At 71.7% G+C, this 16,428-nt stretch carries 17 protein-coding genes; 13 read left to right on the plus strand and 4 right to left on the minus strand.

Annotated elements, in window-relative coordinates; translation table 11 throughout:
• The 7 genes from E1212_RS20055 (at position 1) to E1212_RS20085 (ending at position 7,422) form a co-directional block, all read left to right on the plus strand.
• Positions 1-936: an ABC transporter permease gene (locus E1212_RS20055; RefSeq protein ID WP_131985707.1), complete on the plus strand. Its 936-nt coding sequence runs from the start codon at positions 1-3 to the stop codon at positions 934-936.
• Positions 933-1,841, plus strand: a complete 909-nt coding sequence (locus tag E1212_RS20060; RefSeq protein ID WP_131985709.1) for an ABC transporter permease — start codon at positions 933-935, stop codon at positions 1,839-1,841. Before E1212_RS20055 ends, E1212_RS20060 begins: the two co-directional genes overlap by 4 nt.
• Entirely contained in the window at positions 1,838-2,644 is an 807-nt protein-coding gene (locus E1212_RS30530; RefSeq protein ID WP_131985711.1) for an ABC transporter ATP-binding protein, read from the plus strand. Before E1212_RS20060 ends, E1212_RS30530 begins: the two co-directional genes overlap by 4 nt.
• Complete coding sequence (locus tag E1212_RS30535; RefSeq protein WP_131985713.1) at positions 2,641-3,471, plus strand: ATP-binding cassette domain-containing protein; 831 nt, start codon at positions 2,641-2,643, stop codon at positions 3,469-3,471. Before E1212_RS30530 ends, E1212_RS30535 begins: the two co-directional genes overlap by 4 nt.
• Before the next feature lie 88 nt (positions 3,472-3,559).
• Positions 3,560-4,477, plus strand: a complete 918-nt coding sequence (locus tag E1212_RS20075; protein WP_131985759.1) for an aldo/keto reductase — start codon at positions 3,560-3,562, stop codon at positions 4,475-4,477.
• A 19-nt stretch (positions 4,478-4,496) separates the two neighbouring features.
• Positions 4,497-5,267, plus strand: coding sequence for an HpcH/HpaI aldolase family protein (locus E1212_RS20080; RefSeq protein ID WP_203417031.1), 771 nt, complete (start codon positions 4,497-4,499; stop codon positions 5,265-5,267).
• Between the two features lie 4 nt (positions 5,268-5,271).
• Positions 5,272-7,422, plus strand: a complete 2,151-nt coding sequence (locus E1212_RS20085) for an MGH1-like glycoside hydrolase domain-containing protein (protein WP_131985717.1) — start codon at positions 5,272-5,274, stop codon at positions 7,420-7,422.
• Here the strand turns inward: E1212_RS20085 and E1212_RS20090 are convergent.
• The gene (locus tag E1212_RS20090; RefSeq protein ID WP_131985719.1) at positions 7,364-8,581 is read right to left on the minus strand and encodes an alpha/beta hydrolase fold domain-containing protein; all 1,218 of its coding nucleotides are present in this window, start codon (positions 8,579-8,581) and stop codon (positions 7,364-7,366) included. The genes E1212_RS20085 and E1212_RS20090 overlap by 59 nt on opposite strands.
• A gap of 108 nt (positions 8,582-8,689) precedes the next feature.
• Here E1212_RS20090 and E1212_RS20095 point away from each other — a divergent pair, with 108 nt between their 5' ends.
• On the plus strand, positions 8,690-9,289 hold the full coding sequence (locus E1212_RS20095) for an alpha/beta hydrolase family protein (protein WP_131985721.1): 600 nt from the start codon (positions 8,690-8,692) through the stop codon (positions 9,287-9,289).
• A gap of 2 nt (positions 9,290-9,291) precedes the next feature.
• Positions 9,292-10,824: an MFS transporter gene (locus E1212_RS20100; protein ID WP_131985723.1), complete on the plus strand. Its 1,533-nt coding sequence runs from the start codon at positions 9,292-9,294 to the stop codon at positions 10,822-10,824.
• Positions 10,825-10,863: 39 nt separating this feature from the next.
• Here the strand turns inward: E1212_RS20100 and E1212_RS20105 are convergent, their stop codons facing one another.
• The gene (locus E1212_RS20105; protein ID WP_131985725.1) at positions 10,864-11,823 is read right to left on the minus strand and encodes a 2-hydroxyacid dehydrogenase; all 960 of its coding nucleotides are present in this window, start codon (positions 11,821-11,823) and stop codon (positions 10,864-10,866) included.
• 41 nt (positions 11,824-11,864) lie between these two features.
• Between E1212_RS20105 and E1212_RS20110 the strand changes: the two genes are divergently transcribed.
• Positions 11,865-13,055 carry a PQQ-dependent sugar dehydrogenase gene (locus E1212_RS20110; RefSeq protein ID WP_203417032.1) on the plus strand — a complete coding sequence of 397 codons (1,191 nt, stop codon included), beginning with the start codon at positions 11,865-11,867 and terminating at the stop codon, positions 13,053-13,055.
• A 126-nt stretch (positions 13,056-13,181) separates the two neighbouring features.
• Complete coding sequence (locus E1212_RS20115) at positions 13,182-13,997, plus strand: DUF4097 family beta strand repeat-containing protein (RefSeq protein WP_131985726.1); 816 nt, start codon at positions 13,182-13,184, stop codon at positions 13,995-13,997.
• 51 nt (positions 13,998-14,048) lie between these two features.
• Here E1212_RS20115 and E1212_RS20120 read toward each other — a convergent pair whose 3' ends face one another.
• Together E1212_RS20120 and E1212_RS20125 are read right to left on the minus strand one after the other, a co-directional pair.
• The gene (locus E1212_RS20120; RefSeq protein ID WP_203417033.1) at positions 14,049-14,984 is read right to left on the minus strand and encodes a hypothetical protein; all 936 of its coding nucleotides are present in this window, start codon (positions 14,982-14,984) and stop codon (positions 14,049-14,051) included.
• Between the two features lie 20 nt (positions 14,985-15,004).
• Complete coding sequence (locus E1212_RS20125; protein WP_131985730.1) at positions 15,005-15,652, minus strand: hypothetical protein; 648 nt, start codon at positions 15,650-15,652, stop codon at positions 15,005-15,007.
• Positions 15,653-15,823: 171 nt separating this feature from the next.
• Between E1212_RS20125 and E1212_RS20130 the strand changes: the two genes are divergently transcribed.
• On the plus strand, positions 15,824-16,060 hold the full coding sequence (locus E1212_RS20130) for a ribbon-helix-helix domain-containing protein (protein WP_131985732.1): 237 nt from the start codon (positions 15,824-15,826) through the stop codon (positions 16,058-16,060).
• The gene (locus E1212_RS20135; protein ID WP_131985734.1) at positions 16,057-16,341 is read left to right on the plus strand and encodes a hypothetical protein; all 285 of its coding nucleotides are present in this window, start codon (positions 16,057-16,059) and stop codon (positions 16,339-16,341) included. Before E1212_RS20130 ends, E1212_RS20135 begins: the two co-directional genes overlap by 4 nt.
• Positions 16,342-16,428 lie beyond the last annotated feature (87 nt).

Genomic DNA, 16,428 nt, shown 5'->3' on the forward strand with positions numbered 1-16,428 from the left:
ATGGCCCGCTATCTGGCGCTGCGGGTGGCGCAGAGCCTGCTCACCGTCTTCCTCATCGTCTCGACGGTGTTCGTGCTGGTCCGGCTCGCCCCCGGCGACCCCGCCGCGGCCATCGGCGGGCCCACGGCGACGACCGCCGATCTCCAGGCCATCCGCGATGAGCTCGGCCTGGTCGGCTCGATCCCGTCGCAGTACTGGCATTTCGTCACCGGGCTGCTTCAGGGCGACGTCGGCCTCTCGTACTCCTTCCGCGAACCGGCGCTCGACGTCGTGCTCGAGCGACTGCCCTACACCATCACGCTGGCAGGGGCAGCCACCGTGCTCACGGCCCTCATCGCCATCCCGCTCGGCATCTTCACCGCTCGCCGGGCCAACAGCAGCTGGGACGTCGGCGCCAACATCGGCACCATCGCCGGGCAGTCCATGCCGGAGTTCTGGACCGGCATCATGCTGCTCACGCTGCTCGCCGTGGTGGTGCCGGTCTTCCCGGCGTCCGGGTTCACCTCGTGGTCGGGGCTGGTGCTGCCCGCGGTCACCATCGCGCTGCTGCAGATCGCGCTGATCTCCCGGCTGGTGCACCGCGAGATGGCCAGCAACCTCGCCGCCCCGTACATGACGGTGGCACGGTCGCGCGGCGTGGCGGAGCGGGCGCTGACGTGGCGGTACGCGTTCTCCAACTCCTCCATCGCGGTCGTCACTGCGCTCGGCACCCGGTTCGCGGCGATGCTCAACGGCGTCGTCGTGGTCGAGGTGGTGTTCGCCTGGCCGGGCATCGGCTCTCTGGTGGTCCGGGCGCTCGAGACCCGCGACTACCCGCTCATCCAGGCGACCGTGCTGGTGACCAGCCTGCTGGCCATCGGCGTGCAACTCCTCGTCGACCTCCTGTACCCGCTGTTCGATCCGCGGGTGCGCGTCGGAAAGGCGGTGTCGCGATGACGACGCGGACACAGGCCGCCCGGCCCAGTGCGGTCACGGCCGACCGGCTCCGGGCCTCGGCTGCGGCGCTGCAGCGGCGGGCCAGCCGGCTCAAGATCGTGCTGGGTGCGGTGCTGACCGGCATCGTGGTCGTGCCGATCCTGCTGGCGAACGTGCTGCCGCTGCCCGACCCGCTCGAGCAGGACCTTTCACAGCGCCGGCTGCCGCCGTTCACCGACGGTCACCTGTTCGGCACCGACCAGCTGGGCCGCGACCTGCTGTCGCGCGTTCTGCACGGCGGTCAGGTGTCTCTGACCATCGGCGTGCTGGCGGTGGTGGTCTCCGGCGTGGTCGGCGTCATCGCCGGCGCGGCCGCGGGCTATTACGGCCGCTGGGTCGACTCTGTCGTCTCGCGGCTGCTGGAAGCCCAGATGTCGGTGCCGCTGCTGCTCCTGCTGCTGCTCGTGGTCGCCCTGTTCGGGCCGTCCATCACCGTCATCACACTGGTCATCGCGTTCGCGCAGTGGCCCGAGCCGGCCCGGCTGACCCGGGCGATGGTGCTGGTCGAGCGCGAGAAGCCCTACGTCGCCTCGGCCCGGGTGCTCGGCCTGCGACACGCAGCGGTGCTCCTGCGCCACGTGGTGCCGAACATCATCAACCAGGTCGTCGTGGTCATGCTGCTGCTCCTGGCACAGGCCGTGCTGCTCGAGAGCGCACTGAGCTTCCTCGGCGCCGGCGTCGAGCGGCCGCACCCGACGTGGGGCCGCATCATCGCCGACGGCCAGGGCTACATCACCACCTCGTGGTGGCTGGTCACCCTCACCGGCCTGGTCATCGTGCTCCTGGTGGTCGGCGTCAACCTCCTCGGCGACGGGCTGCGCGACCGCGTTGGCCGGTCCCGGCCGGCGAAGGGAGAGTCGCAATGACACTGCTCGACGTCCAGGACCTGCAGGTCGAACTCATGACGGCCGGTGGGGTCGTCCGCGCGGTCGACGGCGTCTCGTTCACCGTCGGCCGGTCCGAGACCGTCACACTCATCGGCGAGTCCGGCAGCGGCAAGTCGACCACCGCCATGGCGGTGCAGGCACTGCTGCCGCGCAACCTCGCGGTCGTGTCCGGGCGCTGTCTCATCGACGGCGTCGACGTGGTCGCCCGGCCCAAGGAGGCGGCGCGGCTGCGCGGCCGCACGATCGCGATGATCCCCCAGGATCCGATGACGGCGCTCAGCCCGGTGGCCACCGTCGGCCGGCAGCTCGGCGAGGTGCTGGCCCGCAAGGATCCCGGGCTGTCCCGCACCGCCCGTCGTCACCACGCCGCCGACCTCCTCGACTCGGTCCGCATCACCGAGCCGCGGCGCCGGCTCGACGCCTACCCGCATCAGCTGTCCGGCGGCATGCTGCAGCGAGTGCTCATCGCCATGGCGCTGGCCATCGACCCGCACCTCCTGGTCGCCGACGAGCCCACCAGCGCGCTCGACGTCACGGTGCAGGCCGGCATCCTCGACCTGCTCATGGACCTGCAGGACCGCACCTCGGCGGGCATCCTCATGATCACCCACGACATCGGCGTGGCCCGGCTGGTCAGCGACCGCGTACACGTCATGCGCGACGGCCGGTTCGTCGAGAGCGGCGAGGTCGAGACCGTCGTCGGCGCGCCGACACACGACTACACCCGCCGGCTGCTCGACGCCGTACCGAAGCTGGGCACCTGGGATGGAGACGTCGCATGACCGAACCGCTGCTCTCGGTGCGTGACCTCACCGTCGAGTTCACCACCCACGGCCACCGCAACCGGGTCGTCGACGGCGTGAGCTTCGACCTCGATGCGGGCCGCACGCTGGCCGTCGTCGGCGAGTCCGGCTGCGGCAAGTCCACGCTCGCCCGCACGCTGGTCCGGCTCGAGACCCCGGCCGCCGGCTCCATCCGGTACGCGGGCCGCGATCTCGCGACGCTCGGCGAGAAGGAGCTGCGACCCGTCCGCGGTGACCTCCAGATGATCTTCCAGGACCCGTACGGCTCACTGGACCCACACCTCACCGCCGCCGGCATCGTCGCCGAGCCGCTGCGGCTGCGCGGCGTCAGCGGCCGCGGCGAGCGGCGCAAGCTGGCCGTCGAGCTACTCGAACGGGTCGGGCTGACACGCGAGCAGGCCGACCGCCGGCCATCGGAGTTCTCCGGCGGGCAGCGTCAGCGCATCGGCATCGCCCGGGCGCTGGCCAGCCGGCCCAAGGTCCTCATCTGCGACGAGGCCACCAGCGCGCTCGACGTCTCGGTGCAGGCGCAGGTGCTCGACCTCTTGCGCGAGCTGCAGGAACAGGAGGGCATCGCGTACCTGTTCATCTCACACAACCTCGGCGTGGTCCGCGAGATCAGCCAAGAGATCGCCGTCATGTCACAGGGCCGGTTCGTGGAGCAGGGGCCGACCGAGCAGGTGCTGAGCCGGCCGCGGCACGACTACACCCGCCAGCTGCGCCGCGCGGCGCTCGACCCGGCGCTCATCACCGGTCGCAAGCCGCGGCTCTTCGCCCCAGCGACCAGCGCGGGAGCCGTCTCGTGACCCGCGCACGGCGCCCGGTCCGGCCGGGCACGTCCGTCACCACCACAGGAGCCGTCTCGTGAGGGTCCCCCGCGCCGTCCTCGGCACCATGACGTTCGGCGACACCGTCGACCACGACACCGCGGCCGGCCTGCTCGACCTCGCCCACGACGCGGGCGTCACCGAGATCGACACCGCCAATGCCTATGCCGGCGGGGCGACCGAGGACCTGCTCGGCGAGCTGCTGGCGCGGCGGCCGGGCCGGTTCAGCGTCGCGACGAAGGCCGGCATCGCGCATCCTGACGCCGGCGACGCGGCGCCGCTGTCACCGCGGGCCATCAGGGCAAGCCTCGAGGGAAGCCTGCGCCGGCTCCGGCTCGACCACGTCGACCTGTTCTACCTGCACCAGCCCGATCCCGCGACACCGTTGGCCGACACCGTCACCGAAGTCGCGGCGCTGGCTGGCAAGGGGCTCATCGGCCGGGTCGGCGTCTCCAACTTCGCCGCGTGGCAGATCGTCGAGCTGAGGCAGCTGTTCGCCGCGGCAGGGGTGCCGGGTCCGGTGGTCGCGCAGCAGCTCTACAACCTCGTGGCCCGCCGCATCGACGACGAGTATGTGGCGTTCGCGCTGGCCAGCGGCATCGAGACCATGGTCTACAACCCGCTCGGCGGCGGCCTGCTGTCCGGCCGCTACACCTTCGAGGCCGCGCCCGCCGAGGGTCGCTTCGCGACGTCGCGGCTCTCGCCCATGTACCGCCAGCGCTACTGGGACCCACGGATGTTCGAGGCGGTCGGCGCGCTGTCGGCCATCGCCGCCGACGCCGGGGTGTCGCTGCCGGAGCTCGCCCTGCGCTGGCTCGTGTCGCGGCCAGTCGTCGGATCGGTGCTGCTCGGGGCGTCGAGGCCGGCGCAGCTGACGGCCAACCTCGAGGCTCTGGCCCGCGGCCCGCTGCCCGCCGAAGTGGTCGAGCGCTGCGACGATGTGGGCCGGCAGCTGCGCGGTCCCATGCCCGCCTACAACCGCTGAGAGTCTGGAGTCCCGCACCGTGAGCACCTCCCCCGCCTTCGAGGCCGTCGAACGCATCCGCCGCCGCAAGCGCTCCGTCGGCTACTGGATCGCCACCGACAACCCCGTCGGCACCGAGCGCATTGCCCGGGTCGGCTACGACTACGTCGGCATCGACGCCCAGCACGGCCTCATCGACTACAAGGGCTGGCTGGCCGCGCTCCTGGCCATCGAGGCCGGCGGGCGCAGCGCGGGCCTGGTGCGGGTCCCGTCCAACGACCTCACCTACATCGGCCAGGCACTCGACGCCGGCGCACACGGCGTCATCGTCCCGCTGGTCGACACCGCCGAGCAGGCGGCCGCGGCGGTGCGGTCCTGCCGCTACCCGCCCGAGGGCGGGCGCAGCTACGGCCCCATGCGGGCGGGCTTGCGCATCGGCCCCGCACCGGCCGAGACCAATGCACACGTGCTGTGCGCGGTCATGATCGAGACGCTGACCGCGCTCGACAACCTCGAGGCCATCGCGGCAACGCCCGGGCTCGACGGCATCTACGTCGGGCCGTCCGACCTCACCCTGGCGCTCGGCGGCGCGTCGTCCACCGACCCCGCCTACGCCGATACGCTCGACGAAGCGTGCGGCCGGGTCTGTGCGGCGGCCGCCGAGCGAAGCATCGCGGCCGGCATCCACTGTCCCGACGGCGCGACTGCGAATCGCCGGCTGGCGCAGGGGTTCACGTTCGCGACGGTCAGCTCCGACCTCGTGCACCTCGAGCAGGCCGCCGCGGCACACCTGGCGGCGGCGCAAGGCTGACGTCATGGAGTCGATCGACGATGCGCTGGCCACCGGACGACGTGGGCTGCGCACCCGCCCCGGCACGTTGCTGCTCGGCCCCACCGGCGCCCGCCTCTGGGCCGACTACCTCGAGCAGCGGCCCGGCTTCGTCGGCGCGATCGACCTCGTGCACAAGCTCAACATCCCGATGCTGTTCACCGTCGCAGGCGTCGAGCTGCCGGAACCATGGGAGGCGCACTGGCGGCCCAGCCGGCTGACGGTGTCAGCGGCGGGCGGTGCGGGCGCGAAGGTGGCGTTCGCCGAGGACAAGTTCGTCACCTGGGACGACTGCGCGGTGTCGCGGCAGGTGTGGACGAACCGGAGCGCCGAGCCGGTGACCCTGCGGCTCGAGGTCGACCGCTCCTGGATCGACGGCGACGGTTTCGGCTCGCGGCGGGTCGAACGACACGGGTTCACGGTGCTCACGCTGGTGCGCCCCTCCCACCCGGCGCTGTGGGACGGCCTCCTCGTCGGCCCCGGTCAGCGGGTCGAGTTGGTGGTCGCGGCGGCGCTCGGGCTGTCCGAGACCGAGACCCGCGACGACCTCGAGCGACGCCTCGACGATGTTCTGGCCACAGGCCCGGCCACAGGCCCGACGAGACCGCGGGCTGACGCCGTCGTCGATCGCCAGGAGCGCGAGTACCAACAGTGGTTCGACACCGTGCCGTCGTTCACCTGCAGCGACCCGGTGCTGACCCGCCTGTGGGCGTACCGGTGGTTCCTGCTGCGGCACAACCTCGCCGTGCCCGGGGTCGGCGGGCTGCGCGACTCGCTGTTCTACGAAGGCCGCGCGCACAAGATGACCAAGTCGCCGTGGGACCCCGGCGGCTGGGAATTCAGCAAGCTCATCCCGCTGTCCAGCCCCATGCACCTGCTCGAGGCGCGCTGGCATCCAGACCCGTCGCTCGGCGCCGGGCTGTGGCGCACGCTGCGGGCGGCCCAGGGCGACGACGGGCTTTACCGCAGCCGCACGGTCGCCAGCGAGTTCCACGCCTACGCCAACTTCCTCGGCTGGGCGAGCTACCAGTACGCCCTCGTCCACCGCGACACCGACGGCGCTGCGGAGATGCTGGCCTCGCTGGCAGCGCAGGTCCGCGGCGAGCGGCTGAAGCTCGCCACCGGCGGCGACGAGCTTCCGATCGAGACCGAGCACATCCTCACCGGCAAGGAGTACCAGCCAAGCTACTGGGCATTCCACGACTGGCCCGCCGACCCGCGCGACCGGTCCGGCTACACACCGCTCAAGCGGGTCGACCGCGCCGTCTACCACCACCTCAACGCGCGCGGCGTGGCCGGCCTGGCGCGGCTGCTGGGGGCAATCGAGCCGAAAGCCGACGAGTTCGACGCGCTCGCCGGCACCGTGGCGGCGCAGGTGCTGGCCAAGCAGTGGGATTCCGCCACGGGGTTCTTCTACGACCTGCACCACGCCACCGACCAGAAGGCCATGGTCCGCAACGTCGTCGGGTTCTACCCGTACTGGGCCGGCATCACCGGCGCGGAGCACCTGCCCGGCCTCGAGTCGGCCCTGCGACTCTTCGACACGGGTGCGCCACTGCCGTCCACCTCGCCCGGCTCGCCCGTCTACAGCCCCATCGGCGACTGGCGCGGAGTGTTCGTCAAGGGCCGCAACGGCTGCTCGTGGAACGGCCCCACCTGGCCCTACACCAACGGCGTGGTCATCGACGGCGTCGGCGCGACCAGCCGCCGGTTCGGCCATCGCTACGACGCCGAGTTCGGCCGGCTGCTGCGCTCGTACGCCCTGCTGCACTTCCAGCAGCGCGACGGCCGCACCCCGTATCTCGTCGAGCACTATGACAGCGAGACCGGCGAACCCATCAGCGACGAGGTCGACTACCTGCATTCTTACGTCATCGACCTCGTCGTCCGCTACGTCGCCGGCCTCGAGCCCGGCACCGATGGCTCCACCGTGACGGTCGACCCCCTCGACATCGGGCTGGACCGGTTCGCGCTCACCGGGGCGCGCATCGCCGGGCACGCCGTCGACATCGCCTACGACCGCGCCGACGGGCTGCGGGTGTCCGTCGACGGCATGCTGGTCGCCGCAGCGCCGGGGCTCAGCCCGCTGACCGTGCCGCTGGGTCCGCCCGCGCCTCGGCCGTCGACGCCGCGATGAACTCCGCGGCCCGTTCCAGCGCCTCGGCCGCCTCGGGCAGGAACGACCAGTACAGGTGGAACACGTGCGTCGACACCGGGTACAGCTCCAGCCGCGCGTCGACACCTGCCGCCGTCGCGCGGTCGACCAGGGCCCGGCACTCCGGCAGCGCCGGCTCGCCGGTGGCCGCCTGGACGAGCAGGGGCGGCAGCCCGGCGAGGTCGGCGTAGAGCGGGTTGACCAGCGGGTCGTCAGCCGGATGACCGTCGAGGTAGATGCCCGCGAACCGCTCGGTGAGATCGACGATCCCCATGGGCTGCGGCTCCGAGTGGTCGCGGACGACCCGGCAGGTGAGGTCGACGCCGGGGCTGAGCAGCACGACCCGGCCGGGCAGCGGCGCTCCGTCGGCCCGCAGCCGCAGCAGCGCCGACATCGCCAGCCCGCCGCCGGTCGAGTCGCCGCACAGCGTCAGCGCCGCCGGGTCGTGCCGCTCGGCCAGCCAGGTGTACGCGGCCACGACGTCGTCGGCGGCGGCCGGGAACGGATGCTCGGGCGCCAGCCGGTAGTCGGGCACCAGCACGGTCGCGCTGGCCGCGACCGCCAGCGCGCCGGCGAGCGGCCGATACCCGTACGCCGATCCCACCACGTAACCGCCGCCGTGAACGTGCAGGATCGACGGCAGCTCGCCGTGGTCGCGGCCGAACGCCAGTGACGGCACTCCCCCGGCCGTGACGGGGCGCATCTCGATGCCCGCCGGGGTGGGGAACTGGGCACTGAGCTGCTCGTTCGCCGCCCGGAACGCGTCGAGGTCGTCGACCGACTCGGCCAGCGGCCGCAGCAGCCGCTCGACCCGCTCGTAGGTCTCGCCGCCGACCGACCGCGTGACCTGCACGGCGTCGTCGAGGTCGGCGAGCACGGTCTTCACGCGGTCGAGCAGCGCCTCACCGGCCAGCGTCAGCTCCACCCGCTGGGTCGTGCGGCGGAGCAGGTCGACGCGGAGCAGCTTCTCGAGCGAGCTGATCTGCCGGCTCAGCGCCGGCTGCGACAGGTAGAGCCGCTCCGCCGCCCGGCTGAAGTTCAGCTCCTGCGCGACGGCGACGAACGCTCGCAGGTGCCGCAGCTCGATCGCCTCAGGGGCGTGCGGAAGCTCGATCAGCCGGCCGCGGGGCTCGTTGTCCATGACCCGAGTATGGCCTAGATCGGGCCGGCCGGCTCATGCCGTTCGTGCATGACGTTCATGCATGAACGGTCTTTCCCTGCAGGTCAGGGACGGTGCCAAGGTGACGCCATGAGCACGTTCCACACCTTGACGCCCTGTGCGGCGGGCTACGCGACCCTCGTGCTGCGCGGTCCCGACGGGCCGGTGTACAGCAAGGTCCGCTGGCCGCGGCCGCCCGTCCTCGACCCGGTCGACGCGCCGGAGCAGCCCTACCCGGTCACCGTGGTCGTGTCCCCGCGGTCCGGCGCGACGCCGCCGGCGGACACGCTGGCGTGCTCGTTCGCGGCCGCCGGCTCGCTGGTGCTGTCGCTGACGGTGCCGATCGACCCGGCCGGCCAACCGGCCGGCCACCCGGGCGGCGGCCGGAGCGGCGACGCGGGGGGCGACAGGCGCGGCGACCCGGGCGGCGACGCCGCGGCCGCCGTCGGCGCCGTCCGGACCGCGATCGAGTGGATCGCCGACCACGCCCGCGAGCTCGACGGCGACCCGCGCCGGCTGACGCTCGTCGGCCAGGCCGGCGTCACCGGGCTAGTCGCCGACGTCGCCGCCACGGCCGAGGAGAACGGCGGGCCGGCGATCGGCCAGCTCCTGCTGCTCCGCACGGGGCCCGATCCGCCGCCGTCCGCGACCGTCACCCGCCTCGTCCCACCATCCGAACGGAGACCGTGATCATGAGCATCGAACTCGACCCGGCGACCCAGGCGGCCCCGGCGCCGCCCAGGGCCGGGCGCAAGGCCTGGCTCGGGCTCGCCGTCCTGGCGATGCCGACGCTGCTGCTGTCGCTGGACATCAGCGTGCTGTACCTCGCACTGCCGGCGCTCAGCGCCGACCTCGGCGTCACGTCGACGCAGCAGCTGTGGATCAGCGACATCTACTCGTTCATGATCGCCGGGTTCCTGGTGGTCATGGGTTCGCTCGGTGACCGGGTCGGACGACGGCGGCTGCTGCTGGTCGGCGGCGCGGCGTTCGCGGCCTGCTCGGTGCTGGCGGCGTACGCGTCCAGCCCGGAGATGTTGATCGTCAGTCGGGCGCTGCTGGGCATCGCGGGCGCCACCCTGATGCCGTCGACCATGGCGCTCATCCGGACGCTGTTCCCCGACCCGGCGCAGATGGCGGTCGCGCTGAGCATCTGGTTCTCGTGCTTCATGGGCGGGATGACCATCGGGCCGCTGGTCGGCGGCGTCCTGCTGGAGCACTTCTGGTGGGGCTCGGCGTTCCTCCTGGGAGTGCCGGTGATGCTGCTTCTGCTGGTGCTCGGTCCATCGCTGCTGCCGGAGCACCGCGAGACCACGGCGCCGGGCCGGCTCGACCTGGTGAGCGCCGGGCTCTGCGTCGCGGCGATCCTGCCGGTGATCTACGGGCTCAAGGAGTTGGCGCGTGACGGCGCCGGCGTGGGTGCTGTGCTGTCGATGGCTGCCGGGCTGGCCCTCGGGGTCGCGTTCATCCGTCGGCAGCGGCGGCTCGCCGACCCGCTGCTCGACCTGCGGCTGTTCGCGAACCGCCGGTTCACCGTCTCGCTGGGCGCGTTCCTGCTCACCGGCGTCGTCATGGCCGGCGTCTCGTTCGCCGCAGCGCAGTACCTGCAGCTCGTGGTCGGGCTGTCGCCGCTCGAGGCCGGGCTCTGGCTGATCCCGCAGAACGTGGGCATGGTCGCGGCGACGCTGACGGCGCCGCGGCTGCTGCAGCGGTACCAGGCCGCCGACCTGCTGGCCGGCGGGCTGGCCGTGGCCGGAGCGGGGCTGCTGCTGCTCACCCAGGCCGGCACGGACTCACTGGCCCTGCAGGTGACGGCGATGACGGTGGCGGCGGCCGGCATCGGCGTGCCGATGGCCGTCGTGACGAACCTGATCCTCGCCGCGGCGCCGCCGGAGCGGGCCGGGTCGGCGGCGTCGCTGTCGGAGACCGCAGGCGAGTTCGGCATCGCCCTGGGCATCGCCTCGCTCGGCAGCGTCACGGTCGCCGTCTACGGCGGGCGCATCGGCGAGCTGCTCCCGTCGGGCACGCCGGAGCCGCTGGCCGCCGCGGCGCACGAGAGCCTCGCGGCGACTGCGACGGCCACGGCTTCCGCCGGTGGGGCGGGCGCTGGGGTTCTCGAGGCCGCTCAAGTCGCGTTCACCAGCGGGTTCATCGTCGTCAGCGGCATCGGCGGCGCGGTGCTGCTGCTGGTCGCCGTCGTCGCCCGGGCCGGGTTGCGCGCGAGGTGAGCTGACGCCGTCGTCGATCAGGTCGTCGGTCCCGGGGTGTCAGGCTCCGGGGCCGACGACGACGTTGGCGAGCGGCTCGCCGGCGGCGAGGTGGGTGAGCTGCGACTGCACGAGCCGCCGGGCCCGCGGGTGGAACGCCGACGACAGGCCGCCGACGTGCGGCGAGATCAGCGCGCCGGGCAGCGTCCAGAGCGGGTGGCCGGGCGGCAGCGGCTCGGGCTCGGTGACGTCCATGGCGGCGCGGAGGCGACCGGCCGACACCTCGGCGACGAGCGCGTCGGTGTCGACGATCGGCCCGCGCGCGACGTTGACCAGCACCGCGCCGTCGCGCATCTTCGCGAGGAAGCCCGCGTCGACCATGCCGCGCGTCTCGTCGGTCAGCGGCAGGATGAGGATGACGACGTCGGCCCGGCCGAGCAGCTCCGGCAGCGAGTCGAACCCGGCGACGCCCTCGCGCGCGGTGCGGGCGACCTTGAGGACGTCGCACTCGAACGGCTGCAGCCGCGCTTCGATGGCCCGGCCGATGGCGCCGTAGCCGACGATGAGCACCGTCCGGTCGGCGAGGGAGTCGTACCAGCCCTGCAGCCACTCGCCCGTCGGCGCGGCCCGGACGAACGCCGGGATGTCGCGAAGCGTCGCCAGCGTCAGCGTGACCGCGAGCTCGGCCGTGCTGGCGTCGTGCACGCCGCGCGCGTTGCAGAGCGTGAGGCCGTCGCGCAGGTGCGGCAGCACGTGCTCGTAGCCGGCGGTCAGCGTCTGGACGGCGCGCAGCTTGGGCATCCGCTCGATCAGCTCGGTGGCCGGCGCGGAGAAGCCGTACGGGATGACGTAGTACTCGACCCGCTCCAGCACGTCTCGCGGCGGGATGTCCGAGGTGTCGTTGCTGGTCAACATGTCGGGCCCGGAGATCACCGTCGGCTCGCCGGCCCAGACGTGCACGTCGAGCCCGGCCGGCAGCGCCAGCGAGTCCGCGGGGAACGGGATGAGGACGTCCACCATGGTCCTCGAACCTACCCCTCCGTGCGTGACACGATGGGCCGGTGTCCATCCGGCGGATGATCATCGTCGTCGCGGCCCTGGCCGTGGTGGGTGCGTCCTGCTCGGACTCGTCGTCAGACGGCGCGTCGCCGACGGGGTCCGCGTCCGAGCCGTCGTCCGGTGCGCCGACGTCGGGTGCCCCGTCGCCGTCGTTGTCGCCGGGAACGCCGCCGGCGCCGTCGTCCCCCGTCGCCCTGCCCGGGCCGGTGACGCCGTCGGCCGTGGAAGAGATCGTGACGGGGCTGGCCGCGCCGTGGAGCATCGCGTTCGTGCCCGGCGCCGAGGGGCAGGCGCTGGTGACGCAGCGCGACGAGGGCACGATCGTGCTGGTCGACGCCGGCGGCACGGTGACTCCCGTAGGGTCGGTGCCCGGTGTCGACGGGAGCGGCGAGGGTGGGCTGCTGGGGCTGGCGTTCGACCCTGCCGCCCCTGGTGAGCTGTACGTCTACGCGACCATGGGGTCGCAGAACGTGGTGCAGCGGACGACGTACGCGGACGGTGTGCTGGGGTCGTTCTCGGTGGTGCTGGATGGGATCCCGGCAGGCACCCGGCACGACGGCGGGCGGCTCGCGTTCGGGCCCGACGGGATGCTGTACATCTCGACCGGCGAGGGCGGGGTGCCGGAGGACGCGCAGGACCTCGACAACCTGGGCGGGAAGATCCTGCGGATCACGCCCGCGGGCGACGTGCCGCCGGACAACCCGTTCGACGGGTCGCCCATCTGGACCTACGGCCACCGCAACGTCGAGGGCCTCGCCTTCGACGACGACGGCCGGCTGTGGGCGTCGGAGTTCGGCGACCGGTCGGCGGACGAGGTCAACCTGATCTCGCCGGGTGAGAACTACGGGTGGCCGTTCGTCGAGGGCATCGGCGGCGCGCCCGACTACACCGACCCCGTCGTCGAATGGCGCCCCACCTCCGAGGCCTCGCCGAGCGGGCTCGCGTACGTGCGCGACACGCTGTTCGTGGCCGCGTTGCGGGGTGAGCGATTGTGGCAGGTGCCGCTCGCGGCAGACGGGTCGGGCTCGGTTTCGGCGGGTGAGCCGGCGGAGTTCGTGACCGACTACGGGCGGCTGCGTGACGCCGTCGTCGCACCCGACGGGACGCTCTGGGTGCTGACGAACAACACCGACGGGCGCGGCTCGGCTCGCGACGGCGACGATCGGATCCTGCGGCTGACGCTGACGCCGTAGGTTCTTTCCGCTGGTCGAAGGCCATTTCGGGCGTAGTGGGTCAGGGTGGTCCCCGGTCCCGGAATCAGGGGACGATCGTCACCGAGACGGAGCCTTCGGAGATCGATTCGGTTCTAGCGTGGAGGCATGTCCAACGAGACTCGGTCCGTTCCTCCCGCTGCGCCGGCCGGCCGCCGGTTGCCCGTGCGGCGTGGCCTGTCGTTCGCCGCTCTGGGCGCCACGGCGTTCGCCGGGCTGACCGCGCTGTCGTGGATCACGAACTCGCACGACACGGTGAGAATCGAGGAGCGCATCGACCGCGTCGAGATCGACGTCTCGTCGGGCCGCGTCGAGATCGTCGGATCGTCGTCGGGCGAGACGCGGCTGGACTTCTCGGTGAAGTCGGGCTGGAGCCGCGACGGCGGCATCGACCACGCGGTGGTCGGCCGGACGCTGCAGGTGACGGGCGGCTGCGACTCGGGGATGATCCTCGGCATCTGGTGCGAGTCCGACGTGACCATCACCGTGCCGTCGTCCGCGGTGGTGACGGCGGACGCGTCGGCGGGGACACTGGTGGTGTCGGGCCTCTCCGGCGACACGGCCTTGGAGTCCGATGCGGGGTCGATCACGGTGACCGACCAGCGGGGTGCGCTGACGGCGCACTCCGATGCGGGCTCGGTGACGGTGACGGGCCTGGACACCGAGGTCGCGAAGGTGACGTCGAGCGCGGGTGCCGTGTCGGTGGCCGCGGTGTCGGCGCCGCGATCCTTGGACGCGGAGTCCAGCGCCGGGTCGGTGCACGTGTCGGTGCCGTCCGGGGTGGCGTACGACGTCGAGACCGATTCCGCCGTGGGCCGCGAGGTCGTCGCGGTCGAGACCCGCTCGGGCGCGCAACATGAGATCCGCGCCTTCTCCTCCGCCGGCGAGGTCTCGGTGGTGCCCGGTCCCGGTTCCGATGGTTGAGGGAATGGTGCCGCCCTGGCGACACCGATCCCTCAACCAATCTTCGGCGCCTCAGCTGGTCTCGATGACCTGGCGCTCCCCGATTCTCACTCGTGCTACTGCGGTGGGCTCGGGTGGTTCGAGCGTTCCTTCGGCTCCGGTGGACGCAGTCCAGGTGGCGGTCCAGTTCGCGGTCGCGGTGACGGTGTAGGCGGTCCCCGGCTGGCCGGCGCTGGTCTGCGTGTAGCTGTGGCCGCAGGTCGGTGACGGGCGGACGCCGAGGCTCGGCCGGTACGGGTCGCCGGGCTCGGCGCACGTGACTGTGTGACCGTCGCCCATGTCCCAGGTGACGTTCTCGACCTCGGCCGTGACGGTGACCGAGACGCCGCCGACTGTGGCTGCCTCCTGAACCGGTCCCCAGGTGGTCGGGCCGGCGTTGGTCACCCACATCCACACGGGCGCGCCGACCAGCCCCATGCTCTGCGGGTCGGTCTCGAGCGGTCGTGGCGCGAGCCCCACCTCGAGCGCTTCGAACGACATGCCGTCGAGGATCTGCTGGGCAACCACTTCCGGATCGACGACGATCACCGGCTGCTCCCACGGCCCCTCCGCCAGCCACATCAGCCCTCGATCGCCCCAAGCGAATGAGCCGACTGACCAACTTGCCGCGAGCTTCCGCCACTCGAACATCCACCCCTGATCTGCGGGTCCGGCCCAGTACCCGAGGTAGCTGAGGTCACCGTCAGGCGGCCTGTATCGCTCGTTAGAAACCGGTGCCAACGGCATCAGGTATCGATCCAAACCCGCATCAAACACGAAGCCGTCAATCTCACAGGGCACATTCACGAGCGCTGGATCACCTTGATCGCAACCAGTCTCTATGTCGCCAGGTGGCTCACCGTCCTCCTCGCAGAAGGCACCGTTCCATAGGGTCCCCGGCAGACAACTCGTCGCCCGTTCGCGAACTAGCAGGGCTTCCGGCCCAAATGACAACAGCGCGAGTGCCATCAGTACGGCCGTTTGGGGCATCAGCACGGCTCATCCAGAGCAACCACGATTCGCCCCAGATACCAACCCGGCTCGTCGGTGCCAGATTCGTGATGCGCCGCAGGTGCGTAGCTCCACGACATCTGCCAGCGCTGATGGCTTGGCGGTACCGCCGGCAATTGTGCTGTGGCGCCAAGGTAGTCCACATAGTCCAGTTGAGACATATCCAAGCACCCCACCGACGTCGCTTCGTGAACGCCATGGTCGGTAACGTCGTAGTCCAACTTGAGCACCTCATGGTTGGCAACAGAGGTGCTGCCGATCTGTTCGATCTCAGATGACCGCCATGCCGCGATCCAGTTCGCAAGGTCTGCGTTGGCTGCACCTTCAACGTTCCACTGACCGACTAGTTCGGCATTCCAGCCAGGCGTGCCGCCGTAGTCGCTGGCGTTGGCTTTGAAGTCGTCCCATGAGGTGATGAGTTCCTCGAAGGTCGCCCGGATCTCGGCCTCAGCCTGCTGCTCCGCAGTGAGAGCGGGCGGAGCGGTGATCGCAGGGTCCGTCGTCGGCGCGGGCGAGGGCGAAGGTTCCGAGCCACCGCCACCACAAGCAACAAGAACCACCACGACCACCGCCACCACCGCCGTCGCGCGATGAGCCGCGAACATCACCTGAACCTCCGCCATCACGTGCCGAGCGAGCCGAGCCGGGCCGGGCCGGGCCGGGCCGGGCCGGGCCGGGCCGGGCCGATGATCTTACGCACTCCGCGCAAGCCCACCTGTCATCTATAGGTGCTTTCCGAACCCCGAACGTGACAGCCACCCTGGCACCGACCGTAAGTCGATGGATAAGATGCTCATATGGCCAAGGAGAAGATGACCGTCACCCTCGACCCATCGACCCTGGCCGATGTCGATGCCGACGCACGGCAGGCGGGGCTGAACCGCTCGGAGTTCGTCGAGCGGGCGCTGCGGCGCGAGCACTACCGCCGCCTCCTCGACCGCGCCGGGCGACCCGCGCACCCCACCCCGAACGCACCCGCGGAAAGCGACCAGCAGCTGCGTGACCTGCTCGCCTGGCAGCGCAATCCGTCGTGAATCCGGGTGAGGTCTGGCGGCTCGAGGACGGGTCGCTGCGGATCGTGCTGAGCAACGCGATCTACAACACCAGCCAGCTCAACCAGGTGATCACCGCGGTGGTCGGACCGCCGCCGGAGCAGTTCGAGCCGTTCGCCGTCGCCACCGACGCGGGCACCGTCTTCGCCGATCGCGTCGCCATGCATCCGCGGCACTGGCTCACCCAGCATGTCGCCACCATCAGCGTGCGACAGCTCGCCGACACCCGCCGGCACCTCACCTTCCTCCTGCACGACGACTGACGAGGAGCGACGACGGCGTCAGCCGGCAGCGCATCGCGGGTCCCCACGCGAAACCCGACGCCCTCTTGACCGTCGACAGCTAACGGT

Origin of the sequence: Jiangella ureilytica, from assembly GCF_004348545.1 — a bacterium.
Lineage (GTDB): Bacteria > Actinomycetota > Actinomycetes > Jiangellales > Jiangellaceae > Jiangella > Jiangella ureilytica.